This window comes from Bradyrhizobium sp., from assembly GCF_035701725.1.
Classification (GTDB): Bacteria; Pseudomonadota; Alphaproteobacteria; order Rhizobiales; family Xanthobacteraceae; genus Bradyrhizobium.
Genome location: NZ_DASSRP010000343.1, coordinates 1 through 17,929, shown reverse-complemented (window position 1 = coordinate 17,929; position 17,929 = coordinate 1). Strand labels below are relative to the sequence as shown.

Here is a 17,929-nt window from a genome sequence, read left to right as displayed (position 1 = left end):
GATCGCGCCGGAGCGATCGACGGTCGCAATCGCCATCGGCGTGTGGTCGAAGAAGCGCATGAAGCGCACTTCGGCCGCCCGCTGCGGGTCGGCACGCTCGTCGCGCGCGCGGCTGATCACGAGCGTGCGCGAGGCCCCGGGCGTGCCGTCGGCGCCGAAGGCCAGCTTGTGGTAGAGCCGCGCCGGCATGGTCTTGCCGGTGCGCATGCGCAGGTCGATGTCGAAGACTTCGGTGGTGACTTCGCCGGGCGACGGCGTGATCGAGGTCAAGAGCGCGGCGCCATCGCCGGACACGATGTCGGTGAGTTTCAGCCCGCCGGAGCCGATTTCCGCCAAATCGTAGTCGAGCCAGTTGGCGAGCGTCGCATTGACATAGGCGATCTCGCCGGCCGGATTGACCGAGAAGAAGCCGCATGGCGCATGATCGAGATATTCGATCGCGTGCTGCAATTCCTGAAAGACGTCTTCCTGGCGCTCGCGGTCGCGGGTGATGTCGGCGATCGACCACACCGCATATTTGGCGTCGCGTTTGCCCTGACCGAGCGGACGCACCCGCATCCGCAGCCAGCGGCCGTGAACGCCGTCCGTGCCGGCAAGCCGGACTTCTTCCTGCTGGCGCTTGCCTTCGCGCGAGGCCTTGAGCAGGCGGAACACCGCCTCCGAGACGTCGGGGTTGCCGATGAAGACGCGCTCCACGGGACGGACATCCTGCGGCGTCGCCGCGCCGGTGATCGCAAGGTAGGAGGCGTTGGAATAGACGACATGGCCGGAAGGATCCGTGACCGCGATTCCGTCATAAGCGAGGTCGGCGATGCGGCGGATGACGGGATCGTCGATCGAGCGGTCGGCGAACCGCACGATGCCGGCGGCAAAGGCAAACAGGTTGAACAGCCCGACCATGGCGAGCAGCGCCAACAGCCCGAGGATATAAGGCTGGGCCTGTGCACGGCCGATGGTCGTGAGCGCCACGGCACACGCGACGATGGCGCCGGCCACCAGGAGCACCAGAAGGATGCTGCCGCTGCGTCGCACCGGCTCGTGGACGGTGAGCGGCGGGGACGACGGAAGGTGGTCAGGTTCGGCGGTCATGGAAATAGAGAGTAGCCTGTCGACACGGAGAGGACGCGCTTAATTTTACGCTGGATACGCTGGTGCGGCACGCTTTAAGGCACCTCAAGTGCCTGAATCGCACCCAAAAGCGCAAGTCCATCCCGCAAGTTATTCAGTGGGCTGGGTATCCCCGTCGGATAGAGGGGGAACCGCGTCATGCCCGCCGGTTCGAAACCCCGCGCTTGAGACCCATCACGTAGCCGATGATTTCGGCGACCGCGTGATAGTGCTCGACCGGAATCTCCTCGTCGATTTCCACCGTGGCATAAAGTGCGCGCGCCAGCGGCACGTTCTCGACGATCGGAATGTTGTGCTGGCCTGCGATCTCCCTGATCTTGAGCGCGATCAGGTCGACGCCCTTGGCGACGCAAACCGGCGCCTGCATGCCCCGTTCATAGGACAGCGCGACCGAATAGTGGGTCGGGTTGGTGATGATCACGGAGGCCTTGGGCACCGCCGCCATCATCCGTTTCTTCATTCGCGCCTGCCGGAGCTGGCGGATGCGGCCCTTGATATGCGGATCGCCTTCGGACTGCTTGAATTCCTCCTTCATCTCCCGCAGCGACATCTTCTGCCGCTCGTACCATTGCCGGTACTGGAAGAAATAGTCGGCGATCGCGACCACCGCGAGCATCGCGACCACCGCACCCATCAGGTGCACCGTCAGACTGATGATCACGCCGAACAGCGCGGTCGGATCCGAGCGCAGCATCGATTCCAGCCGATGCCGCTCCGGCCACAGGATCGAGGTCATGACGGCGCCGAGCGCTGCCAGCTTGAACAAGCCCTTGCCAAAATTGGCCGCCGCCTGCTTGCCGAAGATGCGCTTGGCGCCCTCCATCGGCGAAATCTTGGAAAGCTTCGGCTTGAGCGATTCGCCCGACCAGACCAGGCGATGTTGCAGCATGTTGCCGGCTATCGCCGCGATCATCAGCATCAATAGCGGCACGCCGATGGCGGCCAGCACCGCATATCCCAGGTTTTGCGCCAGCAGCAACAGGCCCGGGCCATCGGTCCGGATCATCCAGGAATTGGCGATGATGTTCTTCAGCGGCGTCTCGATGCCGCCGATCGAGCCGGAAAAGGTCGACAGCACGAGCGTCGCGCCCGCGATCATGAACCAGGTGTTGACCTCCTGTCTCTTGGCGACGTCGCCGCGTTCCAGCGCGTCATCTAGACGTTTTTGCGTGGGGTCTTCTGAGCGTTCGCCGCCATCATCCTCGTCAGCCATCTAGAGCACCGGATTCCGAAGTTCGCAGCATGGCGCGGCAACCTCTGATGCGAACTTCGGTATCAAAGGTGCTCTATCAACTCTGGATTCTGGAGCGGCCTTGAATTTCAAGTTCCGAAGATCAACTCGCGGCCCCGTCGATAGGAACTTCAAATTCGCCGCGCCAGCGACCTTCATTTGAGAGGAATCATGTCGTGCATGACGGCGACGAAGTAGTCGAGGAAGCTTCCCATCATCGCCGCCAGCACGACGGCAAAGATCAGAAAGCCGGCAAGGATCGATAGCGGCACGCCGACGAAATAGACCTGCATCTGCGGCATCAGCCGCGCCAACACGCCAAGACCGATATTGAAGACGAGGCCAAAAACCAGAAACGGTGCCGACAGTTGCATGCCGATCTTGAAAGCGGCGGTGAAGGCGCGGGTGGCCAGCGCCGCCACGTCGCCGCTCGGCACGAGTTCGCCCGGCGAAAAGATCGAATAGCTGTCGTTGAGCGCGGCGATGACGAGATGATGGCTGTCGGTCGCAAACAGCATGGTGACGCCGAGCAGCGTCAGGAAGTTGCCGATCACGACGCCCTGCTGGCCCTGCGTCGGGTCGACCGAGGTGACGAAGCCGAGGCCGAGCTGCTGGGCGATTACGGAACCGGCGACCTGAAGCGCCGCCAGCGTCACCCGCGCGGTGGCCCCGAGCACGATCCCGATCAGGATCTCGTACATCATCAGGACCAGCAGCGCGGAAAGCGTGTCCGTGTTGACGTGATAGTCGGCGCGGTGCAGCGGCAGGATGATCAGCGCCAACAGCAGCGCGATCGCCAGCTTGATGCGCACCGGAATGTTGGATTCGCCCAGTCCCGGCAGCAGCATCACCATGGCCCCGACGCGGGCGAACACCAGCATGAAGGACGCCGCCAGCACCGGCAGAAGCGAAATATCGATGCGCATAAGCGAGCGTCCGGGCCCCGGCTCGCGGCGCCGCTTTCGCGAATCCCAAGTTCACCGCGTTGCCCATAATGGCATTAGCCGCCTATGATTCGCGACGATATCCGCATCATGTGGCTGTGAAGCGAATCGGCCATGAATGGCAGCGCCAATAATAATGTCACGAAGATCGCCAGGATCTTCGGAACAAAGATCAGCGTCTGTTCCTGGATCTGGGTCAGCGCCTGGAACAGCGATACCACGACGCCGACCACAAGCCCGACCACCATCAGCGGCGAGGATACCAACACGATGGTCCAGATCGCATCGCGCGCCACGTCGAGAGTTTCCGCACCGGTCATTTCACGCCCTCACGGTCCTAACTTCGCCAACCACGCCGGCGAATAGCGAGTAGCGAATGGCTTGTAGATCGATCCCCATTCGCTACTCCCCATTCGCTATTCGCCATTCGCCCCCAATCAGATCGCCATCTTCATGATGTCTTCGTAGGCCGCGATGACCTTGTCGCGTACCGAAACCAGCGTCGACACTGCGACGTCGGTCTCGGCGACCGCCGTCACCACATCCATGACGTTGGCCTTGCCGGATGCCATCGCGACCGTCTGCGCATCGGATTTGCGGCCCGCGTCGAGCACGCCGCCGACCGCTTCCTTGAGCACGTCGCCGAATGAAAGCCCGCCGGTCTCGGAGGGCTTGGCGCCCGCCCCGCTTTCGAGCATGCGGGCGGCCGAAGCATAGGCATTGGCGGCAATTGTCGGTGAAGCCATGGGCTAAGCCTTCCTGTCAGGTCTTCAAGATATCGAGCGTGCGTTGAATCATCCGGCGCGTCGCACCGATGATGTTGAGATTGGCTTCATAGGACCGCTGCGCCTCCCGCATGTCGGTCATTTCGACCAGCGGATTGACGTTCGGATATTTGACGTTGCCGGTGGCATCTGCGGCCGGATTGTTCGGCTCGTATTTGACGTGAAAGTCGGATCGGTCGGGCCTGATCTTGCCGAGCGTCACCACCTGGGCATCGAGCGCGCGGTCGAGCGCCGAGGAAAACGTCGGCACTTTGCGGCGGTAGGGATCGCCGCCCGCAACCGATGAGGTCGAATCGGCGTTGGCGATGTTTTCCGAGATGACCCGCATGCGTCCGGCCTGGGCGCGCAGGCCCGAGGTCGCAATCCCCATCGAGCGGGCGAAATCATTCGCATCGTTTGCCATAAGACGCCTCCTTCCCTGGTTCGCCGATCGCGGCCGCTACGCCGCCGGTCGCCGGCTAGCCCTTGCCGATCGCGGTCTTCAAAAGATGCAGGCTCTTGGAGTAGAGCGAGGTCGCCGCCGCGTAATCCATCTGGTTGGCGGAGGTTTTCAGCATTTCGTCTTCGAGGTTGACCGAATTGCCCGCCGGCCGGGTCAGAAAGCCGGTCCGGCGGTTCTGACCGAAGGTCGGGTCGGCGTCGCCCGTGCCGAGATGGCTCGCGCTCGTACGTGTCATCGGCAGCGTTGCCACCGCGCCGTCGATCTTGCCGCTGCCTGGCTCGAATTTGGGCTCGACCAGATCCCGCGGCTTGAAATTGGGCGTGTTCGCGTTGGATACGTTTTCAGCCAGAACGCGCTGGCGTTCCTGGTGCCATTGCATCTTGGTCCGCAGGATCGACAGGGTCGGAAGGTCGTTGATGGGCATCGCCGCGCTCCCCCTCGGATAGCGGCCGGATGCCACTCTCTGGGTAGGCAGAATTTGCCGCCTGTATGGTTAACGGCTGGTTAAGATCGCACTAGCACCGCCGATCTGAAGTCCCTGCAGCACAAGCGGCGAACCCGACCAAGGACTACAGATCGAAGCGGTACTAGAATCAATGAGTTTGCAGGTGCCCATGGCTTTCCGAAGTTCGTGAAGGTGGGTGCCGCGACGGGGCACGCAGTTCGGAAACTGGGCACCTGCCGGGTGCTTTGGCGATTCATCCGGGGCACGGCGATGCGCCAACCGATTCGAGCGCAATTTCGCCACGAATGCTGCGTTAACCAACCAGAACATTGCCATCCGCATTTCCAGAAGTCGTTTTGGCCCAACCGATTCATGGGTTATTAAGGCTGGCGGGGCGGCAGCTTTTGCCGTGGGGCATTAACTTGAGCCAGAATTGAACTTGAGCCGGACTTCCAGCCGGGCTTGGGCGGCTCATCGGGCGTCATGGGTTCGCTTTGATTGTGCCTTCGGGGATGGAGGCCTTGAGAAGCTGTTGCGGGTTGCCGGGGACAAAGCATGCAGGCACTGACATTTTTCTTCGCGTTTGTAGTCGTCCTGGCGCTGATCGGCGTCGTGGCCTGGCTGATCCGCCGATTCGCCTCGAATCGCCTTGGCGCCAACACCCAACGCGGACGAATGCCGCGTCTTGCCGTGATCGACGCCGCGGCCGTGGATGGCCGCCGCCGCCTGGTGCTGGTCCGGCGCGACAATGTCGAGCATCTCTTGATGATCGGCGGCCCGACCGACATCGTCGTCGAGCCCAATATCGTGCGCGCTGCGCCCGGCCGCGACCAGTTGCCGCCACGGCCGGCGGTCGCCAGCCCCGACATGCAGCCGCGAATCGTGCCGCTGCCGGACGCCGCCGGCTGGGGCGACAATGAAGCCGCGCGCGCGGAACCCTTCGATCACGCCGAACCGCAAATGCCCGAGCCGCCGCCGCGGCCCGCGCGGCCCGCTTTTGCCGACGAAGCGCGCCGGCCCGTCCGCGCCGAACGCCCGGCCGATCCGCTCGCGGGGTTCACCGCCGAACCTTTGGGTGGCCGCCCCGAACCCGTGATGCCACCGGCCCCGCCGCGCATGCCGCGCGGCGAGACGATGCCGCGAAGCGAACCGATCATGCCGCGGCCCGCGCGTCCGACCGTCGTCGAGACGCCGAAGGCGCCGCCGCGCGAACCGCGCCCCGTGACCCCACCCGCGCCGCCGCCGGTGCCGCCGATGGCGTCGGCAGATCAGAATCTCGCCGAAATGGCCCAGCGGCTCGAAGCCGCGCTGCGCCGGCCGGCCGGTGAAGCGGTCGCACCGCCCGTGGCACCGGAACCGCCGGCGGCCCGCCCCGTGCCACGCAGCGAGCAACCGCCCCCCGCGCCTGCGGGCCCGTCGCCCAAGAGCGGCTTTGACAATCTCGAAGACGAGATGGCCTCGCTGCTCGGCCGGCCGAAGAATCCTTCGTGAGGCCGGCGGAACGTCCGCGTAGAGTATTTTTATTTCTAAGCACTCTCCTCACCGCCGCTCTGGCGGCTGTGCCCGCATGGGCGCAGGACATCAGCATCAATCTCGGCGGCCAGGGCGGTGGCGGCGTGACCGAGCGCGCGATTCAGCTGATCGCACTGCTCACGGTGCTGTCGATCGCGCCGTCGATCGTGATCATGATGACCTCGTTCACGCGCATCGTGGTCGTGCTGTCGCTGTTGCGCACCGCGCTCGGCACCGCGACCGCGCCGCCGAACTCCGTGATCATTGCGCTGGCGATGTTCCTCACCGCTTTCGTGATGGGACCGATCCTGCAAAAATCCTACGATGACGGCATCAAGCCGCTGATCGCCAACCAGATCAGCGTCGAGGACGCGCTTCAGCGTGCCGCGGTGCCGCTGCGCGGTTTCATGCTGAAGAACGTCCGTGAAAAGGACGTCAAGCTGTTCATGGACATGTCGGGCGAGCCACCGCCGGCGACGCCGGACGCGATGTCGCTGCGCATTCTGGTGCCGGCTTTCATGATCTCGGAACTCAAGCGCGCCTTCGAGATCGGCTTTCTGCTGTTCCTGCCGTTTCTGATCATCGACCTCGTGGTGGCCTCGGTCTTGATGTCGATGGGCATGATGATGCTGCCCCCGGTCGTGGTGTCGCTGCCGTTCAAGCTGATCTTCTTCGTGCTGGTCGACGGCTGGTCGCTGGTCGCCGGCAGCCTGGTGCAGAGCTACGGCGGTTAAGCCGGAACGTCTTCACCCCTTGACGTCATACTGTCTGCGCAGATGATCGCCGATCTGCACGATCATCGCGACACATTCCGGATAGCCCGGCCGGGCGACGGTTGCCGCATCGGCCGAAGCGCGGAACTCCCAGCTGTCCCCGCTTGGAATGACGATGATCTCGATACCGTCCGGGCAGTCGGATTCATGCGCCTTCAATTCGGCACGCGCCTGCCTGGTACGGCGAATTGGAAGTTTAAAGGCCGCCACGACCGCTTGCGAACTTCGGAATCGAAGCTCGGGTGCCGATAATAGCGGGCAGCGATCCGGTCGGCGTCGGATCGGCCTTGGCCGTTCCCGGCGGCGTGATCGCGCGCGCGGTCGCGTCGGGATAGCGCGTCCTCATTTCGCGCAGGAACCCGTCGAGCGTATCGACGCTGGCCGCCATCTTGGCAATCGCGGCGAAGTCGGCGCCCGTCGAGCCGACCGGTTTGCTGGCGATCTCGAAAGCGGTGCGGTCCGCCTCCCCGCTCATCAGCGGCAGGTATTTTTCGCGAAAGCGCGTCAATCCGATCGCATCCTCGGCAAGGGCATAGCCAACCACGGCGCGGATGACGTCGCTTTTCTCCGCTGCCGTCAGCGGTTTGAAATCGCGCCAGCGATCGGCGTAATAGAGCTCGATCTGCTCGGCAGACTCGCGCCATTTGCGCGCGGCCCAATAGATGTCGGAACGCAGGCGGATCGCTTCGCGGCCCGTGAGGTTGGAAATGATGTCGAGCGCAAGCTCGTGACGGCCGACATCGCTTTGCGCGCGCGCCTCCAGAAGCAGGCGCTGCTGGCGCAATTCGCCCGACAGATCGGCGATGCGGGTCGAACGTAGCGCGATGATGGCGCGCTCGGGCTTGCGGGCCGTCAAATAGACCATCGCAAGGCGCGCGGCGACCTGGGCCCGCGCGGCGCCTTCGAGCCGCTTGTCGACCTGATATTGCAGAAGCTCGGCGGCCTGATCGAGCAGGTCGACGGCGACCAGGCGGTCGGCCAGGCGCCGTATCATCTCGTCGCCGCGCCGGCCGATCGGCGTGAGGTCGCGGTATTCATAGAACATCCCGAGCGCATCGATCGCAGGAAGATCATCGCCCTTGGGACCGAGGAAGAGCTGCGCAAACAGCGCCGAGGCCGCGTCCTGGCCCTGGCGCGCGACCTCGAGATTGGGCGCCAGCAGGTTGGCGGTGCGCACGGCGGCAAAGGACTCCGAGAAACGCCCGATATCGGCATAGATTTTGGCCAGCATCTCGAGCGTCTGCACCTCGATCGCATCGCCACGCCAGATCACCGACAGGGTTTCGAGCTCGCGCAGCGAGTCTTCCTGGGTGATTTCGTTACGCTTTTGCTGCAAGGCGATTTGCAGAAGCTTGGCTTCCGCGGCCGAGGGACGGTCCGGCGAGGCGGCCGCGCGCTTATATTCGTCGAGCGCGTCCTTCTCGTGGCCGAGGCCTTCGGCGAGCCGGCCGCGCAACACCCCGACCGCGGCGGCCTGCTCGGGTGCAATTCCGATCACATCGAGCTCGCTGGCGCGCTTGGCAGCGCCCGGATAATCCTTGACTTCGAGGGAGGCATGCAAGGCTTCCGCAATCACGATGCGCTGCAGATCGACCGGCAGCGAGGTGATGGCAAATTCGGCGCTTTTGAATTTCTCGCGCGCGTCCGCCCATTTGTTCTGGCGTGCGCTCGCCATCGCCTTCCAGAGTTGCGAGTCATAGTTGGTTCCGATCGCCGGGCTTGCGAGATCCTTCAGGGCCCGCTCCGGACGTCCCATCAGAATGTTCGCCAGCGCGTGAACGATCAGGACCGCGGGATCTTCCGCCCCCACCTTGGAATCGGCCAGCGCCAGATTGAGCACGCCGACGGTTTCCGGATACATCGCGCGCGCCATATAGAACCGCGCAAGATCGAGCTGCGCCGAGACGCGCTGCTCGAGATTGCCGGAAGCGGCCGCACCGGCGGCCTCGATCAGCGCATCGGCCCGCGCGTTGAAGTTGGCGTCGCGATTCTTGCGCCATTCGCCGAGATCGAAGATCGGTCGGACGGCGGTGGGCGCCCGCTCGGCGCCACTGTCGGCCGGCGACAACGTCAAGCCGCCGGGCTTGCCCAGGATCACCTTGTCGGGACCGACATCCGCGGTCACGTCGTCGGAGTTCGGACGGATCGCGACGCCATGAATCGATTCGAGTAGCGACAGCTCGACAAAGTCCTGGCGCTTGATGAAGCCGCGCGCCGGCGGCCTTGCCGTCACCACGAACAGCGTGTCGCCGGCGTCCGGATCGGTGAAACGGTGAAGCATGCCGGCGCCCTGCATCGGCACCGTGACATTTGCGAGCGAGGGATCGGCGATGTTTCTGATCGCCGAGAGCGCCTGCGAGGGCGTCTGCACCGTATCGGCAAAGGTCACGGTCCAGTTGGTGCCGGTGGCGAGATCCTCGCCGGCGAGCGAGGGCAGTTGCGGGCGGTTGAGGCGAAAGCGCACGGCCTGGCCGCGTTCCTGCGGCACCACGCTGATGTCGGTCACCGCGGCGCCGCCCTGCCCGCGGATCGGCTCGACATCGATCGGCTTTTTGGAATCCAGCATCAGCCACAGCGTGTCGGCGCGCCGGAACAGCGCCGCCGGCGTTCCCGGCGGCAAGGAGAAGGTCAGATGCAGCCCCCCGCCGTCGCGGATGGCGCTGACGTCGCTATGTGCGAGCTGGGCTTTGGTCTCGGGGGACGCCATCGCGGGCGCCGCAGCCGGCTTTTTCACGGCAGCTTCGCTCGCCGGAGCTTCATCCGCCTTCGCCGGCATCGCGGCATTCGGCGCGATCTTTGGCGCAGGTTCGGCGGTTTCCGGAACGGTTGAGGCCGCGGAGGATTCGGCCGGTGCTGGCGGCTGAGGCGCGGCAGCCATCCTTTCCATCGTGGCCGGCTTGTCGGATGCCGGCGGATTCTCGGCCGCGGCGGGCAGCTTCGCCATCGGCGCCGCCGGAGCCGCAGCCATCGTCTGCATGGTCTCGGACGGCGGAGCCACTTCCGTTGAAGCGGACTTTTCTGCTGAAGAAGACTTGCCGTCTGAACTCTTTGCGTCCGAACTCTTGGCGGCCGGCGCCGGTTTTTCGGCCGTGCGCGACGGCGCAGGCGGCGCATCCGAGACCTGCGGCAATACCTGCGGCTTGTCGGCCTGCTGGTAGGCGACGTCGATGACGTAGTTCTTGTCTTCGCGGAAGGAGTGAACGTCGACGTCGCCGAGCATGGTGAGTTCCACCACCGCGGTTTCGCCTTCGATCTTCTGCGTGATCGCCAAAACGTTCGGCGGCAGCGACAGCTTGGCGTCGGCGAGATCAAATGTCAGCGCCTTGGTGAACAGCAATTTGAGCCGCTGCTCGTTCAGCACCGAGGAAACGCCGACGCCGTCGGGCATTTCAAACACGAACCGCACGAAGGTCGGCTGAACCGAGGTGCGGACCCGCACCGGCGGTCGCTTCTTGGCCTCGGACATCGCGCGCTGCTGACGCAGCTCGCGCTCGGCGGCGCGGGCACGCTCGGCAAGTTCGCGCACCACTTCCTGGGGAAGACTCGGCGGCGGACCTTTCCAGGAATCCGGCAGCAGATCGACAAACAACCGCTCGCCCGCGGTCATCGTGTTGACGGTGACCTTGCGCGACAGCGACAGACGGATCGCCGAGCCATCCGGGTCGCGGCGTGCCGATCCGATATAGTCCGGCACGGCGTTGGCCACCCCATCGACGGAAACGTCGACCGGACGCTCGAAACGGATCACCATGATCGAGCCGGCCGTCACCACTTCCGAACCGACATCTTCGGCGAATTTGACGACGAGCCGCGCATAGCCGCCGCTGGAAGACAGCGTCGCTTCGGCCTTTACGGCGTCAGCAGCCCGCGCCGGAGCCGAAAAAGCCAGAACAGCCAACGCGCCAGCAAGGATAGCTGCCGCGGCACGCGAAGCCGGCAGCAGGCCGCGCGGCAGTGGCGGCGCCAGGCTGCGCAGTCGCGACCAAAATCCAGCGGCAGCCATTCGCGCCATTGCCGTATACGTCTTTCAGTTCGTTCGCCGACGGGCCGCTACCGGCGCAGATCATTCCCGCGTTCGAATCTAGAATTGGCGGTTTAAGGAGCTGTTAAACATTCCGGCTAATTGGCCTTTTGCGGCGGAACTATCTTGCCTTCGATCTTCGGCAGGTCGGCATCGGAGACGGACTTGTCGCCGCCGGCGCGGCGCGCCATTTCGACCGTCAGCCGCTCCGCCACCTCGGGCTGCATCTGGCCCATAATGTCGGACATCTTGCGCGGGGCGATGTGCGAGGCGATCTCGAACAACACCGACATTTCCAGCCGGTCGAACACTTTCGCGGCGTCTTTGGGCTTCATGGCCTCATACATCGTGATAATGCCCTTGAAGCGCGCGGCGTCTTCCTCGGCCTTCTGAGCGGTGGCGCCGACGATGCGGGATTCGATCGCCTTCATTTCCTCGACCCGGCCTTCGGCGCGCTTTTCGGCGGCCTTGAGCAGGCTCTCGCGAATGTCGATCTCGCGCGCCCGCGCCTCGAGTTCCTGACGCCGCGCCTGCAAGCGCTCGAGGATCGCGCGTTCGGAAGGCGAAACCGCCGGGCTCTGCTCGCTTTGCATGGTGCTCTCGGGCTTGGCGACTTCCGGCTTGGCTTCTTCTTTGGGTTTCTCTTCTTTCTTCTCGACCGAGCCGGTGATGTCCGATGCATCCGCATAGCGGCGGCCGGGGAAATTGATCGTCTCCTGGGCCCAGGACGGCTTGGTCGAGCCCGGCCGGTAATCGAACACATAGCCGCCGTCGAGCACGAGGCCGGCAATCTTCAGCACTGCAAGACCGAAGACCGCAACCAGAACAACGGGAAGGACGCGAATGTTACGAAACGGTTTCATGCCGCAAGTCCACCCGACCTTCTACGTTCGGAGAATGCCTGCGCCGCCGCCGCAACCGCTTTGGCGCTCGCCATCGGCGGAGCGGAGGACGAAGGCGCAACTGCGGGTGCAGGTGCGCTCGCCGGCGCCGGTTCCGGCGCCACCGCACTGGTGCTCGGCCGCGCGGCGATGGCGATTTTCGACAGCCGGCGAACCACGTTGTCGCACTCGCTGAGCTGCTTCTTGAGCTGCGTCGACATCTCGGTCGCCGCCGCCAATTGGGAGCCGAGGTTTTCGTTGACGTCGCGCACGGTGTGCTTGAGGCCGCCGATCGCGCGCTCGGCGATCTCGGTGGCGGTGATGAGCTCGGCGATGGTTGCCTTGAGCGAATGCTCGTCGGCCCGCAACCGCTTCAGCCGCTTGTTCAGCAACATGCAGTAACCGATCGTGAGCATGAGCAAGATCGCGACCAGGCTCTCGATTGCTACTCCCAGGACATGACTCATGGAGCCTCCATCATCTTGGTCTGCTCGTCGGCCTTCTCGAACATCGCAAAGGTCGTATTGGGTTTGCGCAATTGCTTGGCGACGCGAATGGCGACGCGGTCGCCGACACGCCCCATCCGCCCCTCGGTGAGGGTCACGCTGCCGCAGCGCACGGCCACCAGCGCATCGGCTCGCATTTCCAGGGGCAGCGTGTCGCCGACCTTGAGCTTCATGAGCTGCTTGAGCGGGATATCGGCCTCATAGAGCACGGCATCGACGGCAATCTGCGCCTGCGCGACTTCGGTGGCGAAATGGCCTTCCCAGATCGGGTCGCGGCCGAATTTTTCGCCCATGAACATCTGCAACAGAACGTTGCGGATCGGTTCGATGGTCGCGTAAGGCAGCAGCAATTCGATATTGCCGCCGCGGTCTTCCATGTCGATGCGCAGGCGGACCAGGATCGCGGCGTTGGCGGGGCGGCTGATCGCGGCAAAGCGCGGATTGGTTTCGAGCCGGTCGATCGTGAATTTGACCGGCGACAGCGGCCGGAACGCCTGTTCGGCGTCGGCCATCACCACCTCGACCAGCCGCTTGACGAGGTTGGTTTCGATCGTGGTGTACGGGCGCCCTTCGATCCGCATCGAGGTCTGGCCGCGGCGGCCGCCGAGCAGGACGTCGATCATCGAATAGATCAGGCTGGAGTCGACGGTGGCGAGGCCGAAATTCTCCCACTCCTCGGCCTTGAACACGCAGAGCACGGCCGGCAGCGGGATCGAGTTCATGTAGTCGCCGAAGCGGACCGAGGTGATGCGGTCGAGCGAGACTTCGACATTGTCGGAAGTGAAATTGCGCAAGGATGTCGTCATCAGCCGCACCAGGCGGTCGAAGACGATTTCCAGCATCGGCAGGCGCTCGTAGGACACCATCGCCGAATCGATGATGGCGCGAATGCCGGAATTGTCGTCGAGATTGACTTCCCCGACATTGAAGCCGAGCAGGTTGTCGATTTCCTCCTGCGACAGAACCCGTTCGCCGCCGTTCTTGCCGGTGCCGAAGTCGCGGCTGCCGTCTTCGACCATGGCCGCCCATTGCAGCGCCATGGTTTCGGAAAGCTCGTTGGCCTCCGCTTCGGCGGCGTCTTTGCTCGGGTCCGCGGAATCGAGCGACGCTTCCCATTGCGCCGCAATTGCATCCTGGTCGACTGGATCGTTGCCCGCCATGTGTTTAGATCCGCACCGTCACTGAATGACGACCTCTTTGAACAGCACCGCACTGACCTGGTTCGGCGCGACCGCCGCGTTGACGCGCCGCGTCAGGTCTTCCTTGAGGCGAAACAGCCCGGCCGAACCGTTGAGGTCGGACGGACGCAGTTCGCGCATATAGGTCTGGAAGATGTCGGTGACGCGCGGCAGCGACGGCTTGATCGCCTCGACCTGCTTCTCTTCCTTCACCTCGAGCACGATCTTGGCCTTGAGATACTGCACCCGCTCCCCGGGCAGCCCGATCAGGTTGACCAACAGGTCCGGCACTTCGACATAGGCCGGCGGCTTCGGCGGCGGCGCCTCGGCGTGCGCTTGGGCGTCCTCGCCGTGACCACGCAGGAAGAAGAACCAGGTCGCGCCGCCGCCCGCGATCGCAAGCACGGCAACGACGGCGATAATCAGCTTGAGTTTGCCTTTCGGCGCAGGTGCGGCTTCCGCCGCGCCTTCCTTCTCTTCGTCCGCCATCGCCCCGCCCGCTCCGAAAATGGATTAGTGTGGCAGTTCAGAAGTCCGCATCATTTGTGCCGCAGGTTCATCATGCGGACCTCTGAACTAAAGCCACACTAAAAAACTAGGTTTGCCACCGTCCTCTGGATTCCGAAGTTCGAAACGTGGCTCCGCAAAATGCGTCGAACTTCGGAAATTGGGACACTAGACGCCGCCAGGCGAACCTCTGACGCGATACAACGCGGCACGTCCTGCGCTCTTTTTGAACGCTAAGGTAATAATGGTTAACGGAAGCTTTCTTTTGCGCGGTCACTGGGAAAAAGTTGCCGGGCAAACATGGTCAACAAGACCTTATTGCCGCCCCTCAAAACCCACTCTCGATCACCCAACCATCTGAAACACCTTAGGTTTCCCGATTGGCACGGCTTTCGCTCTGATCCTCCCCGAACCACCCCGGCTTGGGAGAGCCTAAAGGCGGTTTGAAAGATCGGCACGCGGCTTGGGAGAGCTCCTTGCGGATCGTTTGAGGGGAGAACCGATGCGATGGAGAATGCGCTTCTCATCAACTTGTCGCGGCAAACCGCGCTCGAGCGTCAGCTCGATGTGATTGCCAACAATATCGCCAACGTGAACACGTCCGGCTTCAAGTCCGACAGCTCGTTGTTCGAGGAATATCTCAACACGCCGGCGCACGAGGACAATTTCGTCGGCAGCGATCGCCGCGTCAGCTTCGTCCAGGACCGCGGCACCTTTCGCGACATGAGCACGGGCCCGCTCGAACAAACCAGAAATCCGCTCGACCTCGCCATCGACGGCGCCGCCTTCCTGACCGTGCAGACACCGGCCGGCGAGCGTTACACCCGCGACGGCAACCTGCACATCAACCCCCAGGGCCAGCTCGTGACGGTGGCCGGCAACCCGGTGCTCGGCGCCAACGGCCCGATCGTCTTTCAGCAGACCGATCACGACATCAACATCGCCCCCGACGGCACCGTCACGGTGGTCGAGGGCAGCGGCCGCGCCGATTCGATTCGCGGGTCGCTGCGCCTCGTCAGCTTCACCGACGCGCAGAAGATGCTGAAGGAAGGCCTCAACCTTTACTCGGCCGGCAACGGCGCTACGCCGCAAGCCGACACCAAATCGACGGTGCGCCAGGGCTACCTCGAAAAGTCGAACGTCAATGCGGTCGGCGAGATGAGCCGCATGATGGAAGTGTCACGCGCCTACACCGCGATCGCCAACCTGATGCAACAGCAAAGCGAATTGCAGAAAACCGCCATCCAGCAACTCGCTGACGTGCCGGCCTAAGGAGACCACCGATGCAAGCCCTTCATACTGCTGCGACCGGAATGGCGGCCCAGGAACTTAGCGTTCAGGTGATCTCCAACAACATCGCCAACCTGCGCACCACCGGCTTCAAGAAGCAGACCGCCGAATTCCAGGACCTGATCTATCAGCACATCGCCCGGGTCGGCGCCCAAGCCTCGACCCAGGGCACCATCCTGCCGGTCGGCATCGACATCGGCGGCGGCGTCAAGACGGTCGGCACGCCGCGCTCGATGACGCAAGGCACGCTGTCGCAGACCGGCAACGACCTTGATCTTGCCATCACCGGCGAAGGCTTCTTCAAGATCCTGATGCCCGACGGCACCTTCCAGTACACCCGCGACGGCACCTTCCAGATGGACAACACCGGCCGCATCGTCAACGCTCAGGGCAATCCGGTGCAGCCGACGATCACGATCCCGCAAAATTCGACGGGCCTCACCGTCAATGCGCAGGGCCAGGTTTCCGTGATCCCGCAGGGCGCCTCGTCGACGACTTCGCAGATCATCGGCCAGCTTGCGCTGACGCGTTTCGTCAACAAGGCCGGCCTGCAGCCGGTCGGCAACAACAACTTCATCGACACGCCGTCCTCGGGCACGCCGCAAGACGGCATCGCCACGCTGGATGGCTACGGCACCATCAACCAGGGCAGCCTCGAACAGGCCAATGTCGACGTCGTCTCCGAGATGTCGGACCTGATCGCCGCACAGCGCGCCTACGAAATGAACGCCAAGGTGATCAGCGCCGCCGACCAGATGATGCAGTCGACGACTGCGCTGTTCCGCTAAGGGGATAGAGGATGATTATCCGCTCGGTGCTCGTTACCGCCCTGTTGCTCGCGGCATCCTTGCCCGCGGTCGCGCAGGAAAAAGAAGACACCATCGCCTCGCCGGTGCTGCGCGCGCAGGTGACGGTGGAAAGCGACATCGTGCGGATCGGCGACATGATCGAAAATGCCGGCACGGCGGCGCAAATCCCGATCTACCGCTCGCCCGATCTCGGCACTACCGGATCGCTGCCGACGACGCAGGTCATCAACGCGCTTCAGGCGCATCAGGTGATCGGCGTCGACACCAGGGGCATCAAGCAGGTTTCGGTCACGCGCCTCGCACGCATTCTCGATGCCAAGGAAATCGCATCCCAGGTCGCCCACGCGCTCGAGCACCGCAGCGGTCTTGGCGAGGCGGCCAACCTCAACCTGACATTCGACCGCGACGTGCAGGATGTCCGGCTGGAAGCCTCGAACACCGGCGCGCTGCAGGCGGCTGCCGTGCGCTACGATGCCCGCAACGGCCGCTTCGACGTCTCGTTCGAAATCGCGAGCGACAGCGGCATTTCGCGCACCAAGCTTCGCTTCACCGGCGTTGCCATCGAGATGATCGAGGCCGCGGTTCTGACCCGAAATGTCGAGCGTGGCGAGCTGCTGAAAGCATCCGACGTCGTCACCGAGCGACGCCCAAAGGCTGAAGTGGGCAACGACCCCGCAGACCGCACCCGCGCCGTCGGCATGCAGATGCGCAAAGGCTCGCGCGCCGGGCAGCCGCTGCACGTTACCGATCTCGGCAAACCGGATCTGGTGCAGCGCGACGACAATGTCACGCTGATCTATGAGGCGGCCGGCATTTACCTCACGATGCGCGGCAAAGCAGTCGAAAACGGCACCGAAGGTGACACCGTGACCGTGCTCAACCTGCAATCCAAGCGCAATATCGTAGGCACCGTCATCGGCCGCGGACAGGTCGCCGTCAGCGTTCCCACGCCGCGCCTTTCCGCCGTCGAAACCACCTCCTCGATAAGTGCCACCGATGCCCCTGTTTCGGTCGCCAGCCGCAATAACGCGCAGACGAATTCAAACGCAGAGTAAAGTAGATGTTGGCTTCCAAGTTCAAACGTTTCGCACTGGCCGGGACCATGCTGACGATCGTCAGCTGCGCCGGAGGCTGCTCCGGCATCGACCGGCTTTCCCAGATCGGGGAACAGCCAAAGCTCTCGGCGATCGAGAATCCGACGACCCAGCCCGGCTACAAGCCGGTGCAGATGCCGATGCCGAAACCGGAGACGGTGTCCTACAATCCCAATTCGCTGTGGCGAAACGGCTCGCGCTCCTTCTTCAAGGACCAGCGCGCCCACCAGATCGGCGACCTCCTGACCGTCACCGTCAACATCACCGACCAGGCCAATTTCGCCAACGAGACCCAGCGCAGCCGCGTCACCACCGAGGACTCCGGCGTCACCAATTTCCTCGGCTCCGGCCTGTTGGGCGCCAACGCCGCCAAGGTCCTGCCC

Annotated in this window: 19 protein-coding genes; 6 read left to right on the top strand and 13 right to left on the bottom strand. The window is 63.8% G+C overall.

Annotation, left to right across the window (positions count from 1 at the left end; genetic code table 11):
- The 7 genes from VFL62_RS20645 to flgB all read right to left on the bottom strand — a co-directional run.
- The coding region (locus tag VFL62_RS20645; RefSeq protein ID WP_325174237.1) for a PAS domain-containing protein at positions 1-1,089 on the bottom strand (1,089 nt) is incomplete at its 3' end.
- 175 nt (positions 1,090-1,264) lie between these two features.
- Entirely contained in the window at positions 1,265-2,341 is a 1,077-nt protein-coding gene (gene flhB / locus VFL62_RS20640; RefSeq protein WP_325174236.1) for a flagellar biosynthesis protein FlhB, read from the bottom strand.
- 173 nt (positions 2,342-2,514) lie between these two features.
- Entirely contained in the window at positions 2,515-3,285 is a 771-nt protein-coding gene (fliR, locus tag VFL62_RS20635; protein WP_325174235.1) for a flagellar biosynthetic protein FliR, read from the bottom strand.
- 74 nt (positions 3,286-3,359) lie between these two features.
- On the bottom strand, positions 3,360-3,623 hold the full coding sequence (gene fliQ / locus VFL62_RS20630; protein WP_325174234.1) for a flagellar biosynthesis protein FliQ: 264 nt from the start codon (positions 3,621-3,623) through the stop codon (positions 3,360-3,362).
- A gap of 117 nt (positions 3,624-3,740) precedes the next feature.
- The gene (gene fliE / locus VFL62_RS20625) at positions 3,741-4,049 is read right to left on the bottom strand and encodes a flagellar hook-basal body complex protein FliE (RefSeq protein WP_325174233.1); all 309 of its coding nucleotides are present in this window, start codon (positions 4,047-4,049) and stop codon (positions 3,741-3,743) included.
- A gap of 16 nt (positions 4,050-4,065) precedes the next feature.
- Complete coding sequence (flgC, locus tag VFL62_RS20620; protein ID WP_325174232.1) at positions 4,066-4,491, bottom strand: flagellar basal body rod protein FlgC; 426 nt, start codon at positions 4,489-4,491, stop codon at positions 4,066-4,068.
- A 55-nt stretch (positions 4,492-4,546) separates the two neighbouring features.
- Positions 4,547-4,954, bottom strand: a complete 408-nt coding sequence (gene flgB / locus VFL62_RS20615; protein WP_325174231.1) for a flagellar basal body rod protein FlgB — start codon at positions 4,952-4,954, stop codon at positions 4,547-4,549.
- Positions 4,955-5,530: 576 nt separating this feature from the next.
- Here flgB and VFL62_RS20610 point away from each other — a divergent pair.
- Positions 5,531-6,466 carry a flagellar biosynthetic protein FliO gene (locus tag VFL62_RS20610; protein ID WP_325174230.1) on the top strand — a complete coding sequence of 312 codons (936 nt, stop codon included), beginning with the start codon at positions 5,531-5,533 and terminating at the stop codon, positions 6,464-6,466.
- A complete protein-coding gene (gene fliP / locus VFL62_RS20605; RefSeq protein WP_325174229.1) occupies positions 6,463-7,221 on the top strand; it encodes a flagellar type III secretion system pore protein FliP in 759 nt (252 codons plus the stop codon). The genes VFL62_RS20610 and fliP overlap by 4 nt, the downstream gene beginning before the upstream one ends.
- 12 nt (positions 7,222-7,233) lie before the next feature.
- Here the strand turns inward: fliP and VFL62_RS20600 are convergent, their stop codons facing one another.
- The 6 genes from VFL62_RS20600 to fliL form a co-directional block, all read right to left on the bottom strand.
- Positions 7,234-7,470, bottom strand: a complete 237-nt coding sequence (locus VFL62_RS20600; protein WP_325174228.1) for a hypothetical protein — start codon at positions 7,468-7,470, stop codon at positions 7,234-7,236.
- Entirely contained in the window at positions 7,457-11,272 is a 3,816-nt protein-coding gene (locus VFL62_RS20595) for a tetratricopeptide repeat protein (RefSeq protein ID WP_325174227.1), read from the bottom strand. The genes VFL62_RS20600 and VFL62_RS20595 overlap by 14 nt, the downstream gene beginning before the upstream one ends.
- 107 nt (positions 11,273-11,379) lie before the next feature.
- A complete protein-coding gene (locus VFL62_RS20590) occupies positions 11,380-12,144 on the bottom strand; it encodes a flagellar protein FlbB (RefSeq protein WP_325174226.1) in 765 nt (254 codons plus the stop codon).
- Complete coding sequence (locus VFL62_RS20585) at positions 12,141-12,629, bottom strand: DUF6468 domain-containing protein (protein ID WP_325174225.1); 489 nt, start codon at positions 12,627-12,629, stop codon at positions 12,141-12,143. Before VFL62_RS20585 ends, VFL62_RS20590 begins: the two co-directional genes overlap by 4 nt.
- Positions 12,626-13,828 (bottom strand): flagellar motor switch protein FliM, encoded by a 1,203-nt coding sequence (fliM, locus tag VFL62_RS20580; protein ID WP_325174224.1) that lies wholly within the window; start codon positions 13,826-13,828, stop codon positions 12,626-12,628. Before fliM ends, VFL62_RS20585 begins: the two co-directional genes overlap by 4 nt.
- 18 nt (positions 13,829-13,846) lie before the next feature.
- Positions 13,847-14,335, bottom strand: a complete 489-nt coding sequence (gene fliL / locus VFL62_RS20575; RefSeq protein ID WP_325174223.1) for a flagellar basal body-associated protein FliL — start codon at positions 14,333-14,335, stop codon at positions 13,847-13,849.
- A gap of 525 nt (positions 14,336-14,860) precedes the next feature.
- On the opposite strand from fliL, the gene flgF reads away from it, so the two are divergent.
- The 4 genes from flgF to VFL62_RS20555 all read left to right on the top strand — a co-directional run.
- Positions 14,861-15,625, top strand: a complete 765-nt coding sequence (gene flgF / locus VFL62_RS20570; protein WP_325174222.1) for a flagellar basal-body rod protein FlgF — start codon at positions 14,861-14,863, stop codon at positions 15,623-15,625.
- An 11-nt stretch (positions 15,626-15,636) separates the two neighbouring features.
- Complete coding sequence (gene flgG / locus VFL62_RS20565; protein ID WP_325174221.1) at positions 15,637-16,431, top strand: flagellar basal-body rod protein FlgG; 795 nt, start codon at positions 15,637-15,639, stop codon at positions 16,429-16,431.
- Positions 16,432-16,442: 11 nt separating this feature from the next.
- Positions 16,443-17,507, top strand: coding sequence for a flagellar basal body P-ring formation chaperone FlgA (gene flgA, locus VFL62_RS20560; protein WP_325174220.1), 1,065 nt, complete (start codon positions 16,443-16,445; stop codon positions 17,505-17,507).
- A 47-nt stretch (positions 17,508-17,554) separates the two neighbouring features.
- The coding region (locus tag VFL62_RS20555; protein ID WP_414644792.1) for a flagellar basal body L-ring protein FlgH at positions 17,555-17,929 on the top strand (375 nt) is incomplete at its 3' end.